This window comes from Paenisporosarcina quisquiliarum, from assembly GCF_027563315.1.
GTDB lineage: Bacteria > Bacillota > Bacilli > Bacillales_A > Planococcaceae > Paenisporosarcina > Paenisporosarcina quisquiliarum.
Genome location: NZ_JAMKBJ010000002.1, coordinates 17,280 through 41,694 on the forward strand (window position 1 = coordinate 17,280; position 24,415 = coordinate 41,694).

Genomic DNA, 24,415 nt, shown 5'->3' on the forward strand with positions numbered 1-24,415 from the left:
ACTATTGTCATCTAAAAAGGAAGGAATATTTAAAAGTTTTTTAAATGAGAGTTTTTTTGGACATACTTTATTGATACGCAAAAAAATTTTGACTCATTTTAATTAAGAATTCACAACTTCCACTGTTCTGTCACATTCTAAAGACATTCTAGAGTTTACATCTGGGAACCGAATCATCTATAATGAGGTAGAGATTATTGTATAGTTGTAAAAGGAGGGGACTACTCATGAACAATATGTATAAAGTGATGGGTTTCTGGACAGGAATTTTCGCAGTTATGTTTTATTTAGGTGATATGTATTCGGCATCATTATTATTTCTAGCTAACACTGGTCTATTTATTCTTTTAGGTTTCTTAAACCTCTCAGAACGTATGTACATTTACATCTTCGGAGCATATTTAACGGTGTTTTTTGCTGGCTTCACTTACTATACGACATTTATCCACGTACCTGGTGCTGGACACTAATCAAGCATATAAAAAGACAGTCATTTCAAATGACTGTCTTTTTTATTTGATTAACATTAATTTTTTCGTCCATAACAAAATAGAACAATAAATTATGACATACCTGCTTTGTCAAAAACCATTAAGAAACGGATTTTGACTCATTTCTTCTTCAGGTGTCGTTGGATTGCCGTGTCCAGGATAACAGATGGTGTCTTCTGGTAAAGTCAGCAGCTTATTATGAATGGAATTGATTAGCTCTTTATGGTTACCATGTGGAAGATCCGTTCTACCAATGCTCCCTTGGAACAGTGTATCTCCTACGATGGCAAATCCGTCTTCTTTAAACCAATACGAAATGCTTCCCGGTGAGTGTCCGGGTGTATGGAACATTTGACATGAAAATGGACCAACTTCAAGCATACCTTCTTTCTCAATCAATATGTCAGCAGGTTTTCCCTCCACTAACGGCAATTCGCGGAAACGGGCTGAACCATTTTTTGTCGAATCAGAAAGCCAGTTTTTTTCAGCCTGATGAATATAGACCTGAATATTGAAAGTGTCCCGTACAACATCAACTGCCCCAATATGGTCAAAATGAGCATGAGTCAAAATAATTGCTAACGGTTTTACCTGCAATCTTCGTAGTTCTTTTATTAATGCTTCTCCTTGCTCACCCGGATCAAAAATCAAACATTGCTTTTCTTTATTGGAAACCACATAACAATTTGTCTGTAATGGTCCCAATGGAAACGTGCGTATATTCAACATGTATATCACCTCAGGATAATTGTAGCAGAAACTGCGCCGCCATACTCGCAGTTCATATATCCGACACTTTTTAATCCTCGACAAATGCCATATTAAAACTTATAATAAGGTAGAAAACTTGTACTCGGCATTCATTTTCTGATGTCAAAAGGAGTGTCTATAATGAACTTATTAATGGTTATTTTTGGCCTGGTTGCTATCTTTGGTGCAATTGGTACTTACCAATCATTTAAAGAGAAAAACCTTTTAGGTGTTGTCTTCAACCTTGGAACTTTCGCTATTTTTGGATGGTTCACAGTGATGACGATCTTGAAACATGGTTATCCACCAGCATTACACTAAACCCATAAAAAAGCTGACGTTCAATCGAACGTCAGCTTTTTTCGTATTGAATCTTTCTTTCATTATTCCCCCAAAGAGATCCACGAATGGATTTCCCCACTTTCAACTTCCAGCAATTTCTCTAATTGGACACCCGTTAAACAAATACGTCCGGAAGGATTACATGCAAAGGATTCATATGGACCTTCTAGAATAATGTTTTTAGGTTTATCGATAGATAGTTGAATAAGGTCGAACTCAGATGGAATTTCATCCATCAAACCAGCCTTAGATGACTCATAAGTCAGCAAGGTTCCGTCTCTAAGCCATTCTATGTCAGGCACGAACCACTGTGAATAATTACTGATAGCTGGCAACTCAAACGTCGTGGATTTTCCATCTTGGTATCGCACCAGTGTATACAAAAACTTTTGTTGATCATTAGAAATACTTACCCTCACTTCTACTCCATCTGCAGCTTCTACGTAAATAATGTTGGAATCTGAATCCTTTGATGTCATGTCCACCGTATTAATTGCACGTAAAGAGCCACCACTTAAAGTATCGTTTTCTGGCCAATTAATCGTATAAATTGAGGATTCTTTTCCCCATTTCCCAAAGGGATCGTTTGTTTCAAATCGTTTCATTTCCTTTGTATTACTTGAGTAAACAAATGAATCGAATGTCCAATCTTCATAAAATGCGCTGAAAAATATGTCATTGGTTTGCGTTGGATGCCAGTCCCAATACAACTCTGAAGATTCAATCGTTAATTTATCCAATTCCTCTCCTGCGTTTGAGAAAATTTGTATGGATGCGCTTAAGGAATTACTGGAGGTTACTACAGCAATTTTCGTAAGACTTGGATGTATCCTGACTTCTATAATCGGTTCGATAATCGTCAGTAAAGTCCTATTCTCCCCAGACTCGACGTGATAGGCATTCAATAAGTAGTTAGATTGCAGTCTGGTTATATACAGTATTTCTTGATCTGTAAGCCAACCGATGATTTGTTCAAAATCACCGATTAATTCTGTTAAAGGTTTAATCGCTTCTTCTTGAATTGGAGGTTCGCGTTCAGGCTCTGATGAAATTGATTTCTCAGGTAAGGTAGGTTCAGAGACAATCGGCTGACAACTCGTTAAAAATAGCAATAAAAAAATCGTACCTAATCTTACGAATCGTCCCATCACCCAATTCCCCCTTTCCTATATAAGTAGTACGTTTAAAATGGACATGTGTTTCATAAAAATTAAGGCTTTTATAACTTTCATAGTTTTTGTCAAATATAAAATCGTTCACTTCCTTGGTCTACTCAAGACCCACGAGTAACGCAATAATTTAGCAAAAAAAAATCGTCAAAAAGTGCATCTACACTTTTTGACGATTTTTATTGAATCTACTTTTTACTTTCAGTTGTTTCATCAATCAAAAGGTTACCCGTTTTTTCATCATAAAAACGAAGTAAGTCTCCATTGATGATTTCATCCGAATAGCCAAGTTCTTCAGAAGCCCGTTCAATGTAAGGCGCACATGCTTCAGCATCAGTCTCTAAGCCAGTTTCCTTGTCGTAACATACATTTCCTGCATAGACCACTTCGTCGGTAACAAAGCGTCCGTCACGGAAAACGACAAACTCTTCATGGTCTTTAGAGAAGACGTCGGCACCAAGCTGCATATCCTTACTTGTATCTACACCAAGTAAATGTAGAATCGTTGGGCGAATGTCGATTTGGCCCGCTACCTCTTCTACAACCTCACCTTTGTTTGATCCAGGAACATGGATGAACATTGGCACACGTTGCAGTTGAGCACTTTCGAATGGTGTTATGTCTTTACCTAAATATTGAGCCATCGCTTCATTGTGATTTTCAGAAATCCCATAATGGTCACCATACATCACAATAATTGAATCTTCGTATAAACCTTTAGCTTTTAAGTCTTCGAAAAGAGTTTTAACTGACTCATCCATGTAACGCACTGTTTGGAAGTAGCGATTTAAAGTCCCTGAATTCGAATCGTATTCAGGAATAAATTTATCTTTTTCTTCCAAATGGAATGGATAGTGATTGGTTAAAGTTATTAATCTTGAGTAGAAAGGTTGTTTCATTTCAGCCATATGATCAACCGATTGTTTGAAGAACGGAATATCTTTCATCCCCCAGTTAACGGCATCTCCTTCAGCGATATCATAACTTTCTACATCATAGAATTGATCAACATTTAAAGCATTATACATCATGTCGCGATTCCAGAAACTCTTGTTATTCGCGTGCATGACATTTGTGAAATACCCTTTTTCATTCAATGATTCAGCCATTGAATTATAAGTGTTACCGCTATGCGTGAAGAATACCGCCCCTCCACCTAATGGATATAAACTGTTTTCCACTAAGAACTCCGAATCAGAAGTTTTACCTAATCCAGTTTGATGGTAGAAATTCGGGAAGTAAAACGTATCTTCATCTTTTGTTAATTCATTTAAGAACGGTGTAACGACTTCTCCGTTCATTTCTTCATTCACGACAAATGATTGAAGTGATTCTAATGAAACAACAATAACGTTTTTTCCTTCAGCAGTACCAAAGACTTCATAATTCGGTTCTGCTTGATTAGATCGAACGTAGTTATTGACTTCAACCAATTCACTGCCATCAGCTAAAGCACGCGCTGCATGCGATTTAGACTGAATATAAATATCATATAAATGATAATTGTATGTTCCGATGTTTTTTACTAATAATTCTCGGTCAAAACTTCTCGTTAACAATTGTGGACGTTCCGTTTCTGATAGTCCCAAGTTCAAGAATAAAACCGCTGCCGCCAACACAAAATATGCACGACGGATTGCTGGTTTAACTATTGCCATTTCCTTCGCATTCGGCAACCATTTCATTGCTGCAAACAACAGTACAACATCAATGAAATAAAAGACATCTGTGAAGTAAACACTCTCGGCTGCAGATGCACCCAAGTCCCCGAAATTGCTCGTTTGGAACAATACAGGAAGTGTAATGAAATCACTAAAGAATCGGTAAAATGCAACGTTTGCGTACAAAATAACAGCTAATATTGAACTCGTAATTAATAAATATCGATTTCTGGCCTTAACGGATTTAAAGAATAATGAGATACCATACACCAATAGCAGGAAGCTTAATGGGTTTAAAAACAATATTACTTGTTGCATGACATTTTCAATTTTCATATCAAAACTCGTATGGTATACCACATAGGTCTTAATCCATGTAAGTAAAATGGCTACCGCCAAAATCGAATGTTTAGGTAGTTTCATGTTCTTCATTCCTAACATCCTCCTTATCACTTTCAAATCTTTGATTTCATTAAAAAGTCGTCGTGTAACCCCACTAATAATAAAGGAGGAAACGACTGACCTTCAACATGAATTATATTCCGTGACATAAACGGCAAAAGCCACTTTATTGCACAAGGTTTATTTTATTCAACGAAAGAAAGAAACATTAGTATATCTTAATCCTTTTTTTACAACCATGCAACTTTCTGTTAATAATCAAATTGTAAAATAGATGGATGTCTCCATACCATGTTACCCTTTATAAGACGAGTGAAACCAATTAAAGTTTCGTTTTTGTTAAAATAAAGTAGATATTTTTCATTTAGTACCTATTATTTACCAAAAATAAAACAACCTGAACGCTTACATCCAGATTGTCTAACGGTTTATTTTATGTTTTTATCAATCAAACGTGACCTTTCCTGCCGAATTAAAAGAATAGCCATTTGAAAGTCCTGTATTTCCATCATATGCGAATTATACAGCTCACGTATCTCATCTTCCATCAACAATAAATCAGCTTGGCGATCTGTTGTGTATATAAAAGTTCCATAGCGTTTTAAATATTGAAGCACATCATAAATTGATTTCATTGTTTCACTCCATTTTCAAGCATTCTATCCTTTTTGTTTCTGTCATAATCATTTGAACAGGTAAATCATATTGTTCAACAGGTACTTGTGCAATAATCTGTCTGTCAAAAGCCATGGCAATCGTTGGACCATGGTATTTGCTTATGAATCGGTCATAGTAGCCTCCACCAAAACCAATGCGATATCCTCTTGAATCAAATACGACCCCAGGAACAATCAGTACATCGATTTGTGAAGCATCCATTTTTGTGGTTCGCTCAGGAATAGGTTCTTTCAATTTCATATACACAACCTCCACTTGATCAAAGGAGGTTATTTCATGAAAAGTCATTTGCTTTGTTTTAGGTGCACATTTCGGAACAGCAACTCTTTTCCCTTGCCCCCACAACTCTTCAATCAGTTTCCACGTATCAACCTCTGGAAATGCTGAAAGAGTAATGCCAATAATATGTGCTTTTTTAACTGTTTCTTCTATTAATACTTTCTTATGTATAACACTTGATTGATTTTGATGCCACTCTGTTGAAAGGCTGTTTAAGTCATTTAAAATAGACTTTCGAATAATAGACTTTTCCAAAGTAAAATTCCCTCCATGAAAAAAACCAAAACCTGAGCAGGTTTTGGTTAAATGGTTTTATTTTGTTTCACGGTGTAAAGTCATTTTCTTTTCACGTGAGCAATATTTTTTCATTTCAAGACGTTCCGGGTTGTTACGCTTGTTTTTCTTAGAAATATAGTTGCGCTCGCCGCAATCTGTGCAAGCTAGTGTGATGTTAACGCGCATCATTATCCCTCCCACTCTAATCAGGAATCTTTTAAATCTTATGAGCATGATTTATACGACTAACCTATTATATCATACCTCATTAAAAAATCTACTACCAACTGCGAAATATTTATCGGCATAGAAAGAGAAAGACGAAAACCGTCTTTCTCCCATGCTGATGACAAAAAAATATCGATTAATATAAAAATATAAAAATTCGTGGTCTTAATTAAAATAGAAGGTGGTCGTCTATTTCTTTCGCTTTCCGCGGACGAAACGCCAGCCTCCTCGGCTCTGCCTGCGGGGTCTAGCTTGTTCCGTTATTCCGCAGGAGTCTTCAGAAATAGCCGACCACTTTCCTACTAAAATATTTAGATCAGAAACACTGGAAGAAGCGCCTTCTGTTGATTGGATTGGAGGCGGCGACTTCAGCGGGAACAGCGCGAGCTGAAGGCCCCGCAGGAACGTAGTGACGAGGAGACTAAAGCCGTGCCCGCGAAACGCGTCCGCTGCAAAGGAAATCACATTTACTTGAAATGGTACTTTTACAATAGAATACATTTAGATTAAATCATTTACTGTTTGTCTAAATCTGAAAGAAAGACTAAAATCGTCTTTCTCCGTCAAATTAGTTATTTAATTCATAGTGTCGACCTTTGACCAAATAAAATAATTGTTCCGCTATGTTCGTTGCATGGTCAGCTGAGCGTTCCAAGTAACGGCATACAAATGACAGTTGCGTAACTTGACTTAACATATGTGGATTTTCAGCACCCACTTTTAAAAGCTGTTGAATCGTTTGACCATATAATTGGTCTACTTGATCATCAAGCTCGGCAATCTTACGAGCATCTTCGATATTTTCTTCAATAAATGCTTTCATCACTTCTGTGAGCATCGTGATCGTTTTAGAACGCATTTCTTCGATGTTCTTGATTGGTGAAACGAAATCCGCTTTACCGATACGGATATTTTCTTTTGCTATGTTGACGGCATAATCACCTACACGTTCCATATCATGTGCTGCTTTCAATAATACAATCAATCGACGCAAGTCTGTGGCAACCGGTTGTTGTTTAGCCAATAATAAGATGACGCGATCATTAATTTCTTCTTCCATGCGATTAATATGGATATCATTTTCAATGATTGATAGGGCAGCATCAACATCGTGGTTCAATAATGCATCAATCGATTTGTTTAATGTTGTAATGGCTAAATTGCTAAGTTTTAAAAATTGCTCTTGAACACCTCTTAGCTCGTGTTCAAATTTTTCTCTAACTACCATTCAAATTTCCTCCTTCTGGATCAACCAAAGCGTCCTGAAATGTAATCTTCTGTACGTTTGTCAGAAGGTGTAGAAAAGATTGTGTCAGTCTTATCAAACTCGATAACTTCTCCGTTCAGGAAAAATGCAGTTTGATCTGAAATACGTGCAGCTTGCTGCATATTATGTGTCACGATGATGATTGAATAATTTTGTTTCAGTTCCTGTACAAGCTCTTCTACTTTAAGTGTAGAAATTGGATCAAGTGCAGAAGTCGGCTCATCCATTAAAATTACATCCGGTTCAATCGCAAGGGCACGCGCGATACAAATACGTTGTTGTTGACCTCCAGAGAGACCGTATGCATTTTCGTTCAGACGATCTTTCACTTCATCCCAGATTGCCGCACCACGTAAACTTTGTTCTACAATATCATCCAAAGTTTTTTTGTTTTTAATTCCATGAATGCGAGGACCATAAGCAATATTGTCAAATATGGATTTAGGGAATGGATTAGGTTTTTGGAAAACCATTCCGACTTTTGTACGTAATTCCTCGACACCATAGTCTGCATCGAAAATATTGCGGTCCCGGTATATGATTTCACCAGAAGTTTTAACAGAAGGTACTAATTCCACCATACGGTTTAATGTCTTGATATATGTCGACTTCCCGCAACCTGACGGCCCAATAATGGCAGTCACTTCATTTTCTTTGATGGCTAAGTCGATATTCTTTAATGCGTGGTGATTACCGTACCATAAATTTAATTGGCGCGTGTCATATACAATGTTACTGTTTGTTGTCTCTTGATTGCCCGTTATTTCACTTGTTGTTTTTTTATTATTTACATTCAGTTGAACCATTTTGAAACCCTCCCGTGCCGCATAGGCTTAATAACGTTTTTGGAATTTATTTCGAATGAACACAGCAATTGAATTCATCAGTAACAAGAAAATCATTAAGACGATAATTCCTGCTGACGCTACATACTGAAATGCTTCCTGTGGACGTTTTGCCCAGTCAAAGATCTGCATTGGCATTGCAGTAAATTGACTAAGTAGATTTTCTGGCAAGAATTGAATAATAACCGGTATCCCAATTACGACCAGTGGTGCCGTTTCTCCAATTGCTCGGGACAATGCTAAAATACCACCTGTCAATATACCAGGAATTGCTGAAGGCAAGACTACTTTGACGATCGTCTGCCACTTTGTAGCACCCATTCCATAAGAAGCTTCGCGTAAATGTTTTGGTACTGCGCGAATTGATTCCTGAGAAGCCACGATAATAACAGGCAAAATGAGCAAGCTCATCGTAAATCCAGCAGCCAATATACTATTCCCTAAAGCTAATGCACGTACGAAAATTGTTAAACCAAGTAAACCAAACACAACAGATGGAACACCTGCTAAATTCGCGATATTCATGCGAATAAATTGCGTCATTTTATTTTGCTTTGCATACTCTTCCAAATAAATAGCTGACCCCACACCTAAAATTAAAGATACAGGTGCCACAACGGCCATCATCCAAAGTGATCCAATTAAGGCCGCTTTTATCCCTGCTTTTTCAGGGAACCGCGATCCAAAGTTATTAAAGAAGTCAGGCGTTAGGAAACCAATTCCCTGACTCACTATTCGATAAAACAGGACTGCAAGAGATAACAATGCAAATAGAGTGGCCATAAAAAATATGATTTTAAATACTTTGTTGACAACCATTCTGCCGCTCATTCGTTTGATTACAGATGTATGATCAATATATTTCATCTTAATATTCCTCCCTAAAGCGTTTTGAAATCGCATGAGCTAACCAGTTCATGAGAAGCGTGAAGAGGAATAATGTAAATCCTACAGAATAAATCGAGTAATAGATGGTTGTTCCATATCCGGCATCACCTGTTGAAACTTGTACAATATAAGCTGTCATCGTTTGAATCGAATCCGTCATATCCAAATCGAACCTTGGTGTTGATCCACCAGCCAAAGAAACAATCATCGTCTCTCCGATGGCACGTGACACTGCAAGTACGATTGAAGCCATAATACCAGATAATGCTGCAGGTAAAACTACTTTAATTGCTACTTCCAGTTTTGTTGCTCCAAGAGCTAACGCCCCTTCACGAATGGAATTCGGTACGGAAGACATCGCGTCTTCTGATAGGGAAGCAATCATCGGTAAAATCATGATTCCGACAACAATACCAGGACTTAATGCATTGAAAATTTTCAGTTCGGGAATAAATTGTTGCAGAAATGGTGTAACAAATGTTAAGGCAAAAAAACCATAAACAATGGTTGGAACTCCTGCCAGTACTTCAAGAACTGGCTTGATTATCCGACGCATATTGTCACTTGCATATTCACTTAAGTAAACAGCTGATGCTAATCCAAATGGCACCGCAACCACGACAGCAATCAGTGTGACTTTAAGTGTTCCAGCGATTAAAGGTAAAATCCCAAAAAGTGGTTCATTATTCGAGAATGGCAGCCATTCTTTTCCGAAAATAAAATCTAGGAAAGGTACACGTTTAAAGAATTCCAACGTTTCGAATAGCAATGTAAATACAATTCCAAACGTAGTAAGTACTGAAATTGAAGCAATGATAAAAAGAATGACTGGAATTGATTTCTCAACCCACTTCTTCCCTTTCCTGCCTTTTTGCTTTGCAATCATCTGTTGAACAGATAACTTGGAAGCTTGTTCATTTGAAGCCATTTGAAATCCCCCTATTGTAAGAAAAGCTAAGAAGCAAACCCTAGACTTAAGTGCCGAAAAATTCGGTTCCGAAAAGGATTTACGGCAAAGTGTGATTTGGCGTGCACACTTTGCCCTTTATGTCCTTCCAGCTTTCTTATCATTTAACAAGAGAAGAGAGTAGCATCATTGCTACTCACTACTCGAAAACATATTTATCGATTATTTTAATCCTTCTAATGCTTTAAGGTCTTCTTTATACGTTTCTTCAGGAGATCTCACATAGCCAACCGCTTCTGCCATATCTCCAGCATTTTCAAGTGTAAACTTCATGAAATCATAAACCGCTTCATTGTCTTTTACTGAAGCATTTTTAACATAAACGAACAAAGGACGAGATAGAGGTGTATAGTCACCAGATTCGATTGTTTCGTTTGTTGGTTCTACTCCGTCAATTTTTACGACGCTCATTGTATCTTTGTTAGCCAAGTAGTAAGCATATCCAAAGAATCCGATCGCGTTTTTATCTCCTTGAACACCTTGCACCAAGACATTGTCATCTTCAGAAAGTGTAGCAGCTTTTACGATATCTGCATCTTCAAGAATTACTTCGTTGAAGTAGTCAAACGTACCAGAATCTGTTCCTGGTGAGTAGAATACCACTTCTTCGTCTGGCCATTCAGGATTGATATCAGACCATTTTTTAGTCGTTCCATCTTCAATCCATAATTTTTTCAAGTCTTCGACAGTCAAATCTTTAGCCCAATCGTTCTCTTTGTTAACAACGATTGATAAACCGTCATAAGCTACTTCTAATTCAGTGTAATCAATACCGGCTTCTTTCAGCTTAGCCGCTTCTTCTTCTTTAATCGGACGTGAAGCATTTGAGAAATCTGTTTCTCCGGCAATGAATTTCTCAAAACCGCCACCAGTTCCAGAAACACCAGCTGTTACTTTTACGTCTGGTTGAACAAGTGCATATTCTTCAACTAATGCTTCCGTAATCGGAGCAACCGTAGATGAACCGTCACCAGAAACGGAACCAGAAAGTTGTTCTGTCGCTTCCCCGTTTCCATTACCTTCTTTTTCTCCATTACCACATGCACCTAGTACAAGTGCTGAGCCAATCATTGTTGACATCATAAAGAATTTCAAGTTTTTCATCCGTTTGTTCCCCCTAAGGTTGGTTGTTTTTTATGTTTTGCCTTACAAACAATACTATAAAGGTCCCATGTTGAGGACATATAAACTGAATGTAAAGAAATTGTAAACACAAAAAAGACCATGATTTTGAAGTTATCATGGTCTTTTTTTCAAATATTATTCAACTGACTTTTCGGTATCTTCTTCTATTATAGTATCGGAAAATGCCGGTTTAATAGATTTTAAGGTTGAAGAATCAACTTCATCTGAAGCGCCATTTTCTTTTTGTATTGCAAAATAAGCATCGACGACTTCACGTGCAAGGATTGTTCCTGTGCTTTCATAGGTGCCATTATAATATGGTGCCCACGGAATCAAAACAGCATAAGCAATTTCAGGATTATCAAATGGTGCAAAACCAATATGCGTAGAGTTGATGGTATTGTCTCCCCAGTTTTCTCGTTTTGGTCCGTAATACACTACTTGGGCAGTTCCGGTTTTACCGGCTGCCTGGAATGGTGCATCCCCAAAGTACGATCTTGCTGAACCTTGATTCCCAAAATAAACACGCGACATTCCTTTTTTAATATGTTCAATTTGGTTTTGCGTATTGTGAATACGATTCAATATTGTCGGACCAATTTCCGTGACAAGTGAACCCATCGTGATACCGTCGGAAGAAGGTTCTCTTATTTCTTTGACGACATGAGGTTGTACTCGATTACCACCGTTGGCAATAGTTGAGACATATTGTGCCATTTGAAGCGGTGTATATGTATCGAACTGACCAATCGTTAAATCCAACAGTTTACCTGCTTTCAGTTCTTCTCCTTTAAATCCGCTAGCTTCACCAGGCAAATCAATGCCCGTTGGCACACCTAAGCCGAATTGAGAATAGGAATTGCGCAGAGTTCCAAATGCATCTTTATCAATATTGATGGATTGTTCCGGTTGGTAAATAGCATTCGCTAAACGGAAACCAATTTTAAACATGTAAACGTTTGATGATCTTTCAAGCGCCTGCAGGTCACTCATTGCAATTCTGGAAGAGCGATTGAAAATTGAACTTTTCGGTTTTGTCCCTTTAATACGAATTGGCTCATCCACGATTACTTCATTCATTTCGAGGACACCTTGGTCATAAGCTGTGAGAATTGTTGCCGGTTTGACGGTTGATCCAATCTCATAAGACGTGGTGAAAGTTCCGTAAGCATAGTCGTTAATTACTTGCTTACCATTTTTGTCTTTCCCAAGCTGTTTCCCTACCATTGATATCACTTCACCGGTATATGGGTCCATTATGACAACAAATGCACGGTCCAATAAGTTTGAACCATTTTTCTTTTTCATATCCAGTAGTTTTGTTTCTACTAAACTTTCGACTTTCGCTTGAATTTCACTGTCGATAGTCAGTACCAGGTCTTTTCCGGGCTGACCTTCAAAAACCGTTTCTGTTTCGGTTACTGTCCCTTTTCCATTGGTAATGTTTTTCACGACCGTTTTTTGTCCTTGAAGGATATCTTCATACTGCTGCTCAATATAACTGCGACCTACGCGATCGTTTCTCGTATAATCACGTGCCATGAAGTAGTCCAATTTAGACTTTGGAATTCCTTCTTTTGGAGATGTGGTACGACCTAAAATAGCCAGTGGTGATTTAGGCACCCGCACCCAATCGGTCGTGGTATTGACACCCACCATTTCTGTCAGGCGTTCAGAAACACGTGCAAATTCTTCCGGCGTAACATTTTCGCTTTTAATGATTTGGGGTGATAAAGCATAACCGGATGCCATTTCACGGTAAATCGCCAACACTTCAAGTTGTTGGTCTGTCAAACTGGCGAGTTCTTCTTCCGTAATCCGATCTCGCACTAATTTATCAATTTTTTGTTGAATCTCCGCTGACGTAAGAGTTTCATCCGAAAGTAATTTGTTTTCATCTTTTTTGGATACTTTTTCATAAGCTTGTTCTTTATGTAGTTGAATCCAATAATCCTGTTTATCCCGTAATGTCACATTGTCCGGCTCTTTTTTAATTAACTTAGCCAGTTTTTCAGCAATGGTTAACATTTCTTCTTGTTTGGTCGTTTGCAGTTTTGTGTAAGTTATTGCGTTTTTAGGTTCGTTATCTACTAAAATACGCCCTGCACTATCATATATTCTTCCTCTTGGAACACTTGTGTTAACAGGGATTTCTTCCGTTCTTTCCAGTTCACGGACAAAATCCTCTCCTTTGACAATCTGTAAAAACCCGAGGCGTAAAATGAGGATAGAAAATAACAAAAAGATGGAGAAAAAGAGGATGTTCATTCGAAATGCGACATTTGCGCGTTGTTTTGCTTTTGCACTCGCCGCTCTCTTTTTTGATGTTTTGCGCACTGCAGCAGTCCTCCTTCTAGCATTCTAACTGTAATGTAGTATATCATTTTGCGCAAAAAAACACACACCCATTTAACGAAATGAGTGTGTGTTTTGTTTCATATTTCGATATTTTTTGTGTAGCTTCACTTTGAGCCAGTGCTTAAGCGTGAGCTATACGTTTTCAATTACTTAGCAGATTCGTAGCGTTTTGAAACTTCAGCCCAGTTAACTACATTCCAGAAAGCACCGATGTAGTCAGGGCGACGGTTTTGGTAGTTCAAGTAATATGCGTGCTCCCAAACATCTAATCCTAGAATTGGTGTAGAACCTTCCATGATTGGAGAATCTTGGTTTGGTGTAGAAGTTAATTCTAATTCACCATTATTTACTGATAACCAAGCCCATCCAGAACCAAAACGAGTTGTTGCTGCTTTAGCGAACTCTTCTTTGAATGCATCAAAGCTGCCAAATTTCGCATCAATTGCTTCAGCTAATGCGCCTGATGGGTTTCCGCCACCGTTTGGAGATAGTAATTCCCAGAACAATGAGTGGTTGGCATGACCGCCACCATTGTTACGAACTGCAGTACGAGCAGACTCAGGAACTGCATCCAGGTTAGCAATCAATTCTTCAACCGATTTGCTAAGAAGGTCATCGTGACCTGCTAGAGCGTTGTTCAAGTTTGTTACATATGTGTTGTGGTGTTTCGTGTGGTGAATATTCATCGTTTCTTTGTCAATGTGTGGTTCTAGTGCGTCATACGCGTAAGGTAATTGTGGTAATTCATAAGCCATGTGTCATTTCCTCCTAAAGGATCTCTTATTAGTTTTTACATTTAATAGCGTATCAAAATTAGTACTATCGTTCAAATATAAACAACGCAATTTTGTGAATTCAGACTTTGGTCTGAATATCAGACCACCCAAAAGAAAATGGCGATCATGACAATTTGCACAACACCCTTTGTAATTACCGAAGTCAAGAACCCTATTACTGAACCAAAACCAGTCTTAATTGCTTGTTTGATCGATGAACGGGTAATGAGTAACTCTGCAATAATGGCACCTAAAAACGGTCCGAGAATGATTCCCGCGAATGGCAAAACAATCGGTCCTATTAATAACCCAATCGTGCTTCCCCATATTCCGGCTTTACTACCACCGTATTTTTTAACACCAAACGCATTGGCCATCATGTCAGCTCCAAAAAGCAAAATAACAAATAAGATTTGGATTAACCAGAACCACCATGGCAGTTCAGCAAAAGAGAAAAACACGCCATACAACAAGAATCCACCCATAATAAAAATGACAGATGGAATAATCGGGTAGACAAGTCCAATGAATCCGATAACAAAACTGATAATAATAAGAGTCCAGCCAACAATTTCCATAGTTTCCCTCCAAATAAAAAAATCTCCTCTTAATCGTGCCTTACATCTTGTTAGATGTAAAGCACCAGAGGAGAGTTCATTTTATGCTCTTTTACCTAAAACGGCTTCCGCGATGTTTACAGCGTGATCACCGATTCTTTCTAAATTACTTACGATATCCACAAAGACAATCCCTGCTTGAGGAGAACATATGCCTTCATTCAGACGTAAAATATGTTTCTTACGGAATTTACGTTCCATTTTATCAATCAAATCTTCCTGCTGTGCTACTTCACGAGCTAATTCGTGACTGTTCGTATCCAATGCTTCTAACGCTTTTTCAACAGTTTCAATCGTTAAAGTAAACATATCTGTTAAATCAGCAAGCGCATCTTCTGTTAATTTAAGACGGTTGACTTCCTGATAGTCAATCAGTTCAATAATGTTCTCAAAGTGATCGCCTACTCGTTCAATATCACGAACAGTTTCCATTAGCATGATATGACGGGAAGAATCAGCCGGAGAAATTGATTCAGCTGAGATTTTCACTAAATAATCGGTGATTTTATTATCAAGATTATTAATTGCATCTTCCAGCTGATACCCTGTTTCTGCATGTTTTTTATTATGCGTTTTTAAATATTCAAATGATTCCTGCAAACCTTGAACGCTGAATCGACCCATACGCAAAATTTCTTCTTTCGCTTGTCCGATTGCAATGGAAGGCGCAGTCTCGATGAAATGTGGATCTAAATGTTTCGGTTTATATTCAATCGTCACTTCTTCACCCGGAATGAATTTCGTTACCAAGTATGCCCAAGCACCGATTAATGGGAATTGAATAATTGTATTCGCTATATTGAAAGTACCGTGTGCAAATGCAATTTGCATTTTTTCTTCTAAGTCTAAAACTCCAGCTAACCATTCTACATACATCGTAAACGGTCCTAATATAATTAGGAAGATTACTGTACCTACTACATTGAATAAAACGTGTGTAGCAGCTGCTCGTCTAGCTGCAATTGATGCACCGATTGAAGCTAGTACCGCTGTGATAGTTGTTCCAATATTATCTCCAAAAAGAACTGGCAAAGATGCATCAAGGTTTAGAATCCCTTCTGAATATAGACCTTGCAGAATTCCAACTGTCGCACTTGAACTTTGAACAATTAACGTGAACACTGTTCCGACAATAACACCCAAGATGGAATGCTCACTCATACTAACTGTCAAATCAATGAATGCTGGCAATTCACGAAGAGGTTTCATACCACCACTCATAAGTTCCATCCCTAAGAAAAGACCACCAAAACCAAAAATAACTTCACCTAAGTTTTGTACCTGGTTTTTCTTGAAGAAGAAAATCAGGAATGCACCTAATGCCATTATTGGCAGTGCTGCTTCTCCTACGTCGAACCCAATAATGAAGGCTGTTACTGTTGTACCAATATTAGCACCCATGATGACACCGATTGCTTGTCTTAATGTCATAAAGCCGGCACTAACAAGACCTACAGTAATAACGGTCGTACCCGAACTGGATTGAATTAAAATTGTTACAGCAATCCCGACCAAAACGCCCATGAATGGGTTTGTCGTAAATCGATCCAAGATATCACGTAAGCGATCGCCCGCTGCTTTTTGCAACCCGTCACCCATGTATTTAATACTGAATAAGAAGATCCCTAGACCTCCAATAAATTGAAACAGCATTTCCTGCCAATTAAGTTCCACGATTCAACTTCAACTCCTATTTCGACAATTTTCAACAGTCCCCATTATGAAGAGTTCAACAAAGGTATGTAAAGGTCCTTCATATAAAATTTACAATATCTTAACAATCGGCACAACTTTGTACGTATTTTGTACAAAAATTCCTTAAAAATCATCTACAGAAAGTAGTATGATAGTGAATAAGGAGTGATTTTCTTGTCATTAGTTCAATTGTTTCTCGCTTCAATAAATAGTCCCAAAAAAATTGCCGCTTTCAGGCTTCTGCCAATCGGTAAAGTTCTTATATATGTGTTTATATTTGTCACAATCCTATCTATACTGTCCTTCATACAATTTACGACGGGACTGAAAGATGACTCTTCATCGATTGTTGGTTTATTAGACTATGTAGAAGACATGGAGTGGATTCTCTACCCCTTTGCCTTTATTATTCAATTTATTATGTCGACACTATTAATCTTCATCCGAATTAGTATATTGGCTTACGTTGGAATGCTGATTCTAAAGGGCTGGAAAAGACGCGGAGATTATCGACACGTCTGGCGTACCACTGCATTTGCCTATACAGTCCCGACCTTAATATCGATTGCTCTCCTATTTAGTGGCCTTTCAGATGGATGGATTACCCTCATCACTACAATGGTTTGTGTTATCTATTTATCACTTGCCCTAAAATACTATCCCAAAAAATAAGGTATATTCCTTCTTTCATCAACATAAGTTGAAGAAAGGGGGATTTTTTATGCGAATAATTGGACTTGCAATCTTAATATTATTACTTTCATATGTTTTAAAAGTAGATTTACTGGATGGCACAATCTCTCTGGCAGCTTTTTCACAGAGTGAAGCTGAATGCATTCAAGAGGAAGAGTATGATGTTTTTCCAGTTCAAACGCTCGAAGGAGACACTGTATTATCCTTGTTCAGCGTTTACCCATCTGAGATATGGATCAGTTTCCCAGAACGACTGGAGGCTTTTTATAAAGAAAATCCTCATTTACGGAACCAGACACTCCGTGCAGGCGAAATTGTCGATGTTCCCATTTACAAAGATACACAAAAATCCTGTTCATAATTACCAAGTAACGTTTCCTCCTTGTCATATCCTTTTCATGACTGCTAAAATAAAGAGTAGTGAAGGCTTTTAGCCCGAAAAGGAGAGAATTTTCATGAGTGAAATTATTCACCGTTCCAAAACTCGCCCCGTTCGTGTAGGCGAAATTACTATTGGTGGCAGTAATGAACTTTTTATACAGAGTATGACCACAACAAAAACACATGATGTTGAAGCAACTGTTGCAGAAATCCTGCGTCTTGAAGAAGCAGGTTGTCAAATTGTCCGCGTTGCATGCCCGGACGATCGTGCGGCAGATGCCATTGCTGAAATTAAAAAACGGATCAATATTCCACTTGTCGTGGATATTCATTTTGATTATAAATTAGCATTGAAGGCCATTGAAAATGGAGCGGATAAAATCCGGATCAATCCAGGTAACATTGGACGTCGTGAAAAAGTGGAAGCTGTTGTTAACGCAGCTAAGGCAAAAGGCATTCCAATCCGCATTGGAGTGAATGCTGGATCCCTTGAACGCAAAATCATCGAGAAATATGGCTACCCTACCGCAGACGGTATGGTCGAAAGTGCCCTGCATCATATCAAAATCTTAGAAGACTTGGATTTCCATGATATTATCGTATCTTTGAAAGCATCAGATGTCAGCTTAGCGATTGAAGCGTATGTGAAAGCTTCACAAGCATTCGACTACCCGCTTCACCTCGGCATTACAGAATCCGGTACATTAGTAAACGGATCAATCAAGAGTGCAGCAGGACTCGGTGCACTTTTAAGTCATGGAATTGGTAATACATTGCGCGTGTCTTTAAGTGCGGATCCTGTAGAAGAAATAAAAGTTGCTCGTGAATTATTGAAAGTGTTCGGTTTATCTTCAAATGCCGCAACTTTAATTTCATGTCCAACATGTGGTCGAATTGAAATCGATTTGATTTCCATTGCAAACGAAGTGGAAGAATACATTTCAACCATCAAGGCACCGATTAAAGTCGCAGTTTTGGGATGTGCAGTAAATGGTCCAGGAGAAGCCCGTGAAGCCGATATCGGCATTGCCGGTGCCCGTGGTGAAGGATTGTTGTTCATGAAAGGCAAAACAGTCCGTAAAGTACCTGAAGCTACGATGGTTGAAGAACTGAAAGTAGAAATTGATAAGATTGCACAGGAATACTTCGACAAACAAGCTTTAGAAAAAACAAACGCGTAAAGGAGTTTCAGCATATGTCAAACTACCGATTCGGTATCGATATAGATGGTACGGTCACATGTCCGACTTCTTTACTCCCTCATATCAACAAAGCTTTTGAATGTAACTTGGTTCTGGACGATATTAAAGAATACGATTTAACAAAAGCTTTTCCGGTTACATCTGACGAATTTTATAAATGGTTTAAGAAAGCCGAACCTGAAATTTATGCAACTTCACCTATTCAAATAGATGCACATGCAATATTGACGCAATGGAAGAAAGAGCATGAGTTATACTTCATTTCTGCCCGTGGTCACAATGTACGCGACGTCACCTTGCAATGGTTTATTGAACAAAATCTTGAGTACGATCACATCGAACTGATTGGTACTCATGACAAAATTCAAACGGCTCGTAATTTTGAAATTGATGTGTTTTTTGAAGATAAACATGACAATGCAGTCGGCATAGCTGAAGAATTAAACATTCCGGTATTATTGTTCAACACTCCATATAATCAGGAAGCTGTCCCAAACGGGGTAATTCGTGTGAATAACTGGCGTGAAGCAGACTATTGGATTCAACATACCTTTCTAAAACAAAAAGCGTGAGGCATATGCCTCACGCTTTTCTTAATGTCTCGAAATTTCTTACTGGCACGCCGGACACTTGCCGTAAATTTCGAATTTATGATTATCGATTTGATAGGAAGGCAACTTCTCTTCAAGCAGATCCATTGGACATAAATGAATTTCTTTGATTTTGCCACACTCCATGCAAATGAAATGATGATGGTGATGGTCCGTTTCACACTGCATCCTGAAATGACGTTCACCGGATAACTCGGTTTCTTCCAAGATTCCTAACTCAACAAACGTGCTTAAGTTTCGATAAATTGTGTCATAACTCATCCCTGGGTAGTCCTTCTTCATGACGTCAAGTAAGTCACGCGCCGTCAAATACCGTTCATTATCTTTGAACAAATTTAAAATCTGCTCTCTTTTATCCGTTTTTTTATAGCCTTTTTCTTTTAAAACGTCCCATGCCTTCGGAATATTCATACGAGACGCCCCCTTTCATTCTTCGTCACGACACTCAACCAGATTTTTTTAGCAATTAATACAATCAGTAAAATTGCGATGGATGTCACGACGATTGTTCCGCCGGGTGCAATATTTAAATAAAAAGCAATCACTAGACCTATAATCACTGCAGCCTCTCCAAATAAAACAGCATACAGTATGGCTTGTTTGAACCCTTTCGCAAGACGCATGCTTGCAGCAACCGGTAAAGTCATTAATGATGATACTAAGAGAATTCCTACAATTCGCATACTCGCAGCAATGACGAGCGCGGTAACAATCATAAACAACAAATGAACCCATTTTGCAGGCAGACCGGATGCTTTCGCATATTCTTCGTCAAACGATAGTAAAAATAATTCTTTATAAAACATCAATAAAAACCCGATGACAATGAAAGCAATGACAAGAACAATCCATAAATCTTGTCGACTGACCGCCGATACCGAGCCAAATAAATAACCGAATAAGTCAGAGCTGAATCCATTAGCCAATGAAATAAAAATGGCACTGAAACCGATACCGGCAGACATAATAATTGGAATTGCCAGTTCTTCGTAATGTTTATACAAACGACGCAATCTCTCAATCAAAACTGAACCCGTAACAGCCGCTACAATTCCTAAATATAATGGATTTAATAAGGCAAAAAAGGCAGTAGTTTGAGATAAATATAAACTTCCTGCAATTCCCGCTAAAGTGACATGACTTAGAGCATCTGCAATGAGAGATAATCTCCTGACGACAATGAATACACCAAGAAGTGGTGCAATCAATCCAATGATAATGCCAGATGCAAAAGCATTCTGCAAAAATTCATAATTAAATAATGCTGATATCATCGAGATCCCTCACTTTTCGCATGGTGAATTTTACGAACCGAGTGACCATACCAAGCTTGACGATCTTCATCGCTCAGTTGATTGAAATCATTTTTGTAGCCATGGAAGTGAATGGTTTGATTCAAACATGCAACATGACTAATGTTGCTTGAAACCGTATCGACATCATGCGTCACCAGAATAAGTGTAATCTGTTGTTCACGATTCAATTCCGCCAGCATATTATAAAACGATTGCACATGCTGATGATCAATCCCTACGGTTGGTTCGTCCAATATTAAGCATTTCGGCTCAGCAATCAGCGCTCGTGCGATAAACACCCGCTGTTGTTGACCACCAGACAACTCTCCGATTGATTGATTCATAAAATCATCCATTCCAACCGCAAGCAAAGCTTTTTCAACTTGTTGTTTCAGGTCTTTCGGATATTTATGAAAGAGTCCTGATTTTTTCACGAGACCACTTGCAACGACTTCATACACGGTCGCTGGAAAACCGGAATTGAATGCATTGGATTTTTGTGAAACATAGCCAATCCATTCCCTATTTTTAAAGTCCCTACTTTTCTGACCAAATAACTCAACTGTCCCTGAAGACGGCTTTAATAATCCTAAAATAATTTTCAACAATGTGGACTTTCCTGAACCATTAGGTCCCAAAACTGCTAGAAAATCACCTTGTTTAACCTGTAAAGAAATGTTTTTCAATACAACTGTCTGATCATATTGAAATGACACATCTTGTAGTTCAATATTATATGGCGCTTTCATCAAGCTCGCCTCTTTCTAATTCATAATCATTACGATTTACAATGGATTAGTATAACGAAGAATCGACAAGAAGTAAACTTAATTATCTTGAAAGGATGACTTAGTGGATATTTGGGAACTGGTGCAAGCAATAAAAGATAAACCTGATGAGGAAATTGCCAAAATGACGAGCATACTTCCTGTTACACTGACGCCTGCAGAAGTAAAACAAGTCCGTCCAATTTTTGAGAAGGCTTCGCTTCAATGGCTTATTTTTGGCCCCCCTGAGCATGTTCACAAACAAATTCAAACGGTTCTTGGCAAAACTCGGACTAAAAAACTGTTGGCACATTTTGGTCTTTAAACTAGAAAAAAAGACTCAAGCAAAAAGTTGCTTGAGTCTTTTATGATTTAAGCACGCAAATTTTCAATGCTCTCCGGCATGAACGTTTGTTGCTTGAACATTTCAATTTCGTATAAATATGGTGGTTTTTTGTTTTTTGCATCTGAGCCAACGAAAGGCGTTTCAAGAATTTTCGGTACCGAAGTCAATTGGGGATGATGCACGATATAGTTGAGTGCATCAAAACCTATTTCACCAAACCCTATATTCTCATGACGGTCTTTGCCAGCACCACGAATATTTTTACTGTCATTGATATGAAGAACTTTCAAACGATCCAGTCCGATTAATTGATCAAATTGATTCAATACACCATCAAAATCATTCACGATATCATAACCAGCGTCATGTGTATGGCATGTATCAAAACAAACCGACATTCTTTCGTTATGTGTCACGCCATTAATAATCTCTGCAAGTTCTTCAAATGATCGACCACATTCAGTACCTTTTCCAGCCATCGTTTCTAAAGCGATTTGCACAGGAAAATCTTGTGAAAGTACTTCATTTAAACCTTCAATAATCTTTGCAATGCCAACATCTGCTCCTGCCCCAACATGAGCTCCCGGATGGAGGACGATTTGTTTAGCACCTAAAGCTGCAGTTCGTTCGATTTCTTTTTGTAAAAAACCGACGCCAAGTGAAAATGTTTCTGGCTTCAATGAGTTCCCGATATTAATGATATAAGGTGCATGAACAACTATATTTGACATTCCATTGGCCATCATATGTGCTTGTCCCGCTTCAATATTCAAATCTTCTATCGGTTTGCGGCGCGTATTTTGAGGCGCGCCTGTATAAATCATAAAAGTATTGGCCCCGTAGGACGCTGCCTCTTCACTGGCTGAAACCAGCATGTTTTTCCCACTCATGGAAACGTGTGAACCTAATAACATAAAAGAACACCCCTTTACTTTTTACGGTTTTTGATGCGGCGTTCTCTCTTTTTAATTTTGTCCATTTCCCATTTCATATTACGTTTGTATCCTGGTTTTACTTTTTTCGGTTTACGGACCATCGATTTTGCTTTCGCATCAATTTCATCTTCAGTTGTCTTTTTACGATTTTTGCGTGTGTGGCGTTCTTTTAAAGATGACCACTCACCATCAACGACATCGACATGAACAAACGGGATTCCCATTTTTTCGATACGGATAATCGCGTCTTCGTCAGTTGGTTCATATAATGTAATAGCTGTGCCTTCCAAACCGGCACGAGCTGTACGTCCAACACGGTGAATAAAGAACTCCAAGTCTTCTGGCAGTTCATAGTTAATCACGTGACTTACACCTTGAATGTCAATTCCACGGGCAGCAAGATCTGTTGCCACAATGTATTGATACTCAAGATCGCGGACTTGTTTCATCATGCGTGTACGTTCACGAGGCGCTAAATCCCCATGAATTCGTCCTACACGATAACCAGCTTCAGCTAAATAATTGGCAACATCATCTGCATTTTTTCGTGTGTTTGCAAAAATAATCGCCAAGTAGGGATTAATTCCATTTAACACTTCGACCAGACGTTTCTTTTTCGACTTGCTTCGTACTGGAACCAGATTGAAGACAATGCCTTCAGCTACCGGACGTTTTTCACCGATATTGATGTGTACTGGAGATTCCATGTATTTTTTCAAAAATGGCTGCAAGCGTTCAGGAATAGTCGCAGAGAATACGAACATTTCAAGAGAATCTGGCATTTTTCCTGCAAAAGCATCGATATCTTCGATAAAGCCCATGTCAAAAGCGAGGTCCGCTTCATCTACTACTAATATAGGTGCCGTATGAACCAGCAAAGCATTTTCTTTAACTAAGTCACGAATACGACCTGGTGTCCCAACAACAATATGTGGTTGTGATTTTAACTTGTCAATCGAACGTTGTTTATCAGTACCACCGATAAACAATTTTGATTGAATGTCCGTACCTTCAGTCAGTTTACTTAGTTCTTCGAAAATTTGTGAAGCAAGTTCACGCGTTGGGGACGTAATGATAGCCTGTAATTCTGTTTTGCCAGTGATGATTCGCTCAACAATCGGAATTAAAAAACTATGCGTTTTCCCTGTACCCGTATGTGCTTGGCCAATCGCACTTTTTCCTTTAAGAATTAGAGGTATCATTTCTTTTTGAATAGGGGTTGGTTCTGTAAAACCTAATTTACTAATGGCATTCTGTAAAAAAGGTTGAAAATCATAATCTGTATATTTGGACATTTTAGTCCCTCCTTACGTTCTTTCATTGTAACATGTTTTGTCTATTTTGAAGACCATCAGCTTATCATAGTTGTTG

At 38.3% G+C, this 24,415-nt stretch carries 27 protein-coding genes; 7 read left to right on the forward strand and 20 right to left on the reverse strand.

The window, feature by feature from the left end; all coding sequences use genetic code 11:
- The first annotated feature begins 227 nt into the window (after positions 1–227).
- The gene (locus tag M9R32_RS02305; RefSeq protein ID WP_024534515.1) at positions 228–470 is read left to right on the forward strand and encodes a DUF2626 domain-containing protein; all 243 of its coding nucleotides are present in this window, start codon (positions 228–230) and stop codon (positions 468–470) included.
- A 111-nt stretch (positions 471–581) separates the two neighbouring features.
- Here M9R32_RS02305 and M9R32_RS02310 read toward each other — a convergent pair whose 3' ends face one another.
- Positions 582–1,220 (reverse strand): MBL fold metallo-hydrolase, encoded by a 639-nt coding sequence (locus tag M9R32_RS02310; RefSeq protein WP_269925138.1) that lies wholly within the window; start codon positions 1,218–1,220, stop codon positions 582–584.
- Positions 1,221–1,382: 162 nt separating this feature from the next.
- Here M9R32_RS02310 and M9R32_RS02315 point away from each other — a divergent pair, with 162 nt between their 5' ends.
- Positions 1,383–1,562, forward strand: a complete 180-nt coding sequence (locus M9R32_RS02315; protein ID WP_269925139.1) for a DUF2759 domain-containing protein — start codon at positions 1,383–1,385, stop codon at positions 1,560–1,562.
- A gap of 62 nt (positions 1,563–1,624) precedes the next feature.
- On the opposite strand, the gene M9R32_RS02320 is transcribed toward M9R32_RS02315, so the two are convergent.
- The 14 genes from M9R32_RS02320 to M9R32_RS02385 form a co-directional block, all read right to left on the reverse strand.
- Positions 1,625–2,731 carry a YqgU-like beta propeller domain-containing protein gene (locus M9R32_RS02320; protein WP_269925140.1) on the reverse strand — a complete coding sequence of 369 codons (1,107 nt, stop codon included), beginning with the start codon at positions 2,729–2,731 and terminating at the stop codon, positions 1,625–1,627.
- 209 nt (positions 2,732–2,940) lie between these two features.
- Entirely contained in the window at positions 2,941–4,845 is a 1,905-nt protein-coding gene (locus M9R32_RS02325) for an LTA synthase family protein (RefSeq protein ID WP_269925141.1), read from the reverse strand.
- Between the two features lie 398 nt (positions 4,846–5,243).
- Positions 5,244–5,450, reverse strand: coding sequence for a YqgQ family protein (locus M9R32_RS02330; RefSeq protein WP_269925142.1), 207 nt, complete (start codon positions 5,448–5,450; stop codon positions 5,244–5,246).
- Between the two features lie 4 nt (positions 5,451–5,454).
- Complete coding sequence (locus M9R32_RS02335; RefSeq protein ID WP_269925143.1) at positions 5,455–6,027, reverse strand: 5-formyltetrahydrofolate cyclo-ligase; 573 nt, start codon at positions 6,025–6,027, stop codon at positions 5,455–5,457.
- A gap of 57 nt (positions 6,028–6,084) precedes the next feature.
- A complete protein-coding gene (rpmG, locus tag M9R32_RS02340) occupies positions 6,085–6,234 on the reverse strand; it encodes a 50S ribosomal protein L33 (protein WP_016426933.1) in 150 nt (49 codons plus the stop codon).
- 610 nt (positions 6,235–6,844) lie between these two features.
- A complete protein-coding gene (gene phoU / locus M9R32_RS02345) occupies positions 6,845–7,504 on the reverse strand; it encodes a phosphate signaling complex protein PhoU (protein ID WP_269925144.1) in 660 nt (219 codons plus the stop codon).
- Positions 7,505–7,524: 20 nt separating this feature from the next.
- On the reverse strand, positions 7,525–8,349 hold the full coding sequence (pstB, locus tag M9R32_RS02350) for a phosphate ABC transporter ATP-binding protein PstB (RefSeq protein WP_269925145.1): 825 nt from the start codon (positions 8,347–8,349) through the stop codon (positions 7,525–7,527).
- 27 nt (positions 8,350–8,376) lie between these two features.
- A complete protein-coding gene (pstA, locus tag M9R32_RS02355) occupies positions 8,377–9,255 on the reverse strand; it encodes a phosphate ABC transporter permease PstA (protein WP_269925146.1) in 879 nt (292 codons plus the stop codon).
- Between the two features lies 1 nt (position 9,256).
- On the reverse strand, positions 9,257–10,204 hold the full coding sequence (gene pstC, locus M9R32_RS02360) for a phosphate ABC transporter permease subunit PstC (protein WP_269925147.1): 948 nt from the start codon (positions 10,202–10,204) through the stop codon (positions 9,257–9,259).
- A gap of 201 nt (positions 10,205–10,405) precedes the next feature.
- Entirely contained in the window at positions 10,406–11,347 is a 942-nt protein-coding gene (locus tag M9R32_RS02365) for a PstS family phosphate ABC transporter substrate-binding protein (protein WP_269925148.1), read from the reverse strand.
- 156 nt (positions 11,348–11,503) lie between these two features.
- Complete coding sequence (locus tag M9R32_RS02370; RefSeq protein ID WP_269925149.1) at positions 11,504–13,705, reverse strand: peptidoglycan D,D-transpeptidase FtsI family protein; 2,202 nt, start codon at positions 13,703–13,705, stop codon at positions 11,504–11,506.
- Between the two features lie 167 nt (positions 13,706–13,872).
- Positions 13,873–14,481: a superoxide dismutase gene (locus M9R32_RS02375; protein WP_269925150.1), complete on the reverse strand. Its 609-nt coding sequence runs from the start codon at positions 14,479–14,481 to the stop codon at positions 13,873–13,875.
- 119 nt (positions 14,482–14,600) lie between these two features.
- Positions 14,601–15,080, reverse strand: coding sequence for a DUF456 domain-containing protein (locus M9R32_RS02380; protein WP_269925151.1), 480 nt, complete (start codon positions 15,078–15,080; stop codon positions 14,601–14,603).
- A gap of 81 nt (positions 15,081–15,161) precedes the next feature.
- Complete coding sequence (locus M9R32_RS02385) at positions 15,162–16,793, reverse strand: Na/Pi cotransporter family protein (RefSeq protein WP_269925152.1); 1,632 nt, start codon at positions 16,791–16,793, stop codon at positions 15,162–15,164.
- Positions 16,794–16,979: 186 nt separating this feature from the next.
- On the opposite strand from M9R32_RS02385, the gene M9R32_RS02390 reads away from it, so the two are divergent.
- The 4 genes from M9R32_RS02390 (at position 16,980) to M9R32_RS02405 (ending at position 19,662) form a co-directional block, all read left to right on the forward strand.
- Positions 16,980–17,486: a DUF1189 family protein gene (locus M9R32_RS02390; RefSeq protein WP_269925153.1), complete on the forward strand. Its 507-nt coding sequence runs from the start codon at positions 16,980–16,982 to the stop codon at positions 17,484–17,486.
- Positions 17,487–17,535: 49 nt separating this feature from the next.
- Positions 17,536–17,868 (forward strand): hypothetical protein, encoded by a 333-nt coding sequence (locus tag M9R32_RS02395; RefSeq protein ID WP_269925154.1) that lies wholly within the window; start codon positions 17,536–17,538, stop codon positions 17,866–17,868.
- 94 nt (positions 17,869–17,962) lie between these two features.
- Entirely contained in the window at positions 17,963–19,069 is a 1,107-nt protein-coding gene (ispG, locus tag M9R32_RS02400) for a flavodoxin-dependent (E)-4-hydroxy-3-methylbut-2-enyl-diphosphate synthase (RefSeq protein WP_272508256.1), read from the forward strand.
- A gap of 14 nt (positions 19,070–19,083) precedes the next feature.
- Positions 19,084–19,662 carry a hypothetical protein gene (locus M9R32_RS02405; RefSeq protein ID WP_269925155.1) on the forward strand — a complete coding sequence of 193 codons (579 nt, stop codon included), beginning with the start codon at positions 19,084–19,086 and terminating at the stop codon, positions 19,660–19,662.
- 39 nt (positions 19,663–19,701) lie between these two features.
- On the opposite strand, the gene M9R32_RS02410 is transcribed toward M9R32_RS02405, so the two are convergent.
- From M9R32_RS02410 to M9R32_RS02420, 3 genes are read right to left on the reverse strand one after another with little or no spacing between them, the layout of a single operon-like run.
- Positions 19,702–20,112, reverse strand: a complete 411-nt coding sequence (locus M9R32_RS02410) for a Fur family transcriptional regulator (protein ID WP_269925156.1) — start codon at positions 20,110–20,112, stop codon at positions 19,702–19,704.
- Positions 20,109–20,975, reverse strand: coding sequence for a metal ABC transporter permease (locus M9R32_RS02415; protein WP_269925157.1), 867 nt, complete (start codon positions 20,973–20,975; stop codon positions 20,109–20,111). Before M9R32_RS02415 ends, M9R32_RS02410 begins: the two co-directional genes overlap by 4 nt.
- Complete coding sequence (locus M9R32_RS02420; protein WP_269925158.1) at positions 20,972–21,745, reverse strand: metal ABC transporter ATP-binding protein; 774 nt, start codon at positions 21,743–21,745, stop codon at positions 20,972–20,974. The genes M9R32_RS02415 and M9R32_RS02420 overlap by 4 nt, the downstream gene beginning before the upstream one ends.
- A 103-nt stretch (positions 21,746–21,848) precedes the next feature.
- On the opposite strand from M9R32_RS02420, the gene M9R32_RS02425 reads away from it, so the two are divergent.
- Positions 21,849–22,088, forward strand: a complete 240-nt coding sequence (locus M9R32_RS02425) for a hypothetical protein (RefSeq protein WP_269925159.1) — start codon at positions 21,849–21,851, stop codon at positions 22,086–22,088.
- Between the two features lie 47 nt (positions 22,089–22,135).
- Here the strand turns inward: M9R32_RS02425 and M9R32_RS02430 are convergent, their stop codons facing one another.
- Complete coding sequence (locus tag M9R32_RS02430; RefSeq protein ID WP_269925160.1) at positions 22,136–23,023, reverse strand: deoxyribonuclease IV; 888 nt, start codon at positions 23,021–23,023, stop codon at positions 22,136–22,138.
- A 14-nt stretch (positions 23,024–23,037) separates the two neighbouring features.
- On the reverse strand, positions 23,038–24,339 hold the full coding sequence (locus M9R32_RS02435) for a DEAD/DEAH box helicase (protein WP_269925161.1): 1,302 nt from the start codon (positions 24,337–24,339) through the stop codon (positions 23,038–23,040).
- Between the last annotated feature and the right edge of the window lie 76 nt (positions 24,340–24,415).

Bases quoted from the DNA above. Each gene is read 5' to 3' on its own strand.
- M9R32_RS02305 (WP_024534515.1), top strand. From the start codon at position 228: ATGAACAATATGTATAAAGTGATGGGTTTCTGGACAGGAATTTTCGCA.
- M9R32_RS02310 (WP_269925138.1), bottom strand. From the start codon at position 1,220: ATGTTGAATATACGCACGTTTCCATTGGGACCATTACAGACAAATTGT.
- M9R32_RS02315 (WP_269925139.1), top strand. From the start codon at position 1,383: ATGAACTTATTAATGGTTATTTTTGGCCTGGTTGCTATCTTTGGTGCA.
- M9R32_RS02320 (WP_269925140.1), bottom strand. From the start codon at position 2,731: ATGGGACGATTCGTAAGATTAGGTACGATTTTTTTATTGCTATTTTTA.
- M9R32_RS02325 (WP_269925141.1), bottom strand. From the start codon at position 4,845: ATGAAGAACATGAAACTACCTAAACATTCGATTTTGGCGGTAGCCATT.
- M9R32_RS02330 (WP_269925142.1), bottom strand. From the start codon at position 5,450: ATGAAATCAATTTATGATGTGCTTCAATATTTAAAACGCTATGGAACT.
- rpmG (WP_016426933.1), bottom strand. From the start codon at position 6,234: ATGCGCGTTAACATCACACTAGCTTGCACAGATTGCGGCGAGCGCAAC.
- phoU (WP_269925144.1), bottom strand. From the start codon at position 7,504: ATGGTAGTTAGAGAAAAATTTGAACACGAGCTAAGAGGTGTTCAAGAG.
- pstB (WP_269925145.1), bottom strand. From the start codon at position 8,349: ATGGTTCAACTGAATGTAAATAATAAAAAAACAACAAGTGAAATAACG.
- pstA (WP_269925146.1), bottom strand. From the start codon at position 9,255: ATGAAATATATTGATCATACATCTGTAATCAAACGAATGAGCGGCAGA.
- pstC (WP_269925147.1), bottom strand. From the start codon at position 10,204: ATGGCTTCAAATGAACAAGCTTCCAAGTTATCTGTTCAACAGATGATT.
- M9R32_RS02365 (WP_269925148.1), bottom strand. From the start codon at position 11,347: ATGAAAAACTTGAAATTCTTTATGATGTCAACAATGATTGGCTCAGCA.
- M9R32_RS02375 (WP_269925150.1), bottom strand. From the start codon at position 14,481: ATGGCTTATGAATTACCACAATTACCTTACGCGTATGACGCACTAGAA.
- M9R32_RS02380 (WP_269925151.1), bottom strand. From the start codon at position 15,080: ATGGAAATTGTTGGCTGGACTCTTATTATTATCAGTTTTGTTATCGGA.
- M9R32_RS02395 (WP_269925154.1), top strand. From the start codon at position 17,536: ATGCGAATAATTGGACTTGCAATCTTAATATTATTACTTTCATATGTT.
- ispG (WP_272508256.1), top strand. From the start codon at position 17,963: ATGAGTGAAATTATTCACCGTTCCAAAACTCGCCCCGTTCGTGTAGGC.
- M9R32_RS02405 (WP_269925155.1), top strand. From the start codon at position 19,084: ATGTCAAACTACCGATTCGGTATCGATATAGATGGTACGGTCACATGT.
- M9R32_RS02410 (WP_269925156.1), bottom strand. From the start codon at position 20,112: ATGAATATTCCGAAGGCATGGGACGTTTTAAAAGAAAAAGGCTATAAA.
- M9R32_RS02415 (WP_269925157.1), bottom strand. From the start codon at position 20,975: ATGATATCAGCATTATTTAATTATGAATTTTTGCAGAATGCTTTTGCA.
- M9R32_RS02420 (WP_269925158.1), bottom strand. From the start codon at position 21,745: ATGAAAGCGCCATATAATATTGAACTACAAGATGTGTCATTTCAATAT.
- M9R32_RS02430 (WP_269925160.1), bottom strand. From the start codon at position 23,023: ATGTTATTAGGTTCACACGTTTCCATGAGTGGGAAAAACATGCTGGTT.
- M9R32_RS02435 (WP_269925161.1), bottom strand. From the start codon at position 24,339: ATGTCCAAATATACAGATTATGATTTTCAACCTTTTTTACAGAATGCC.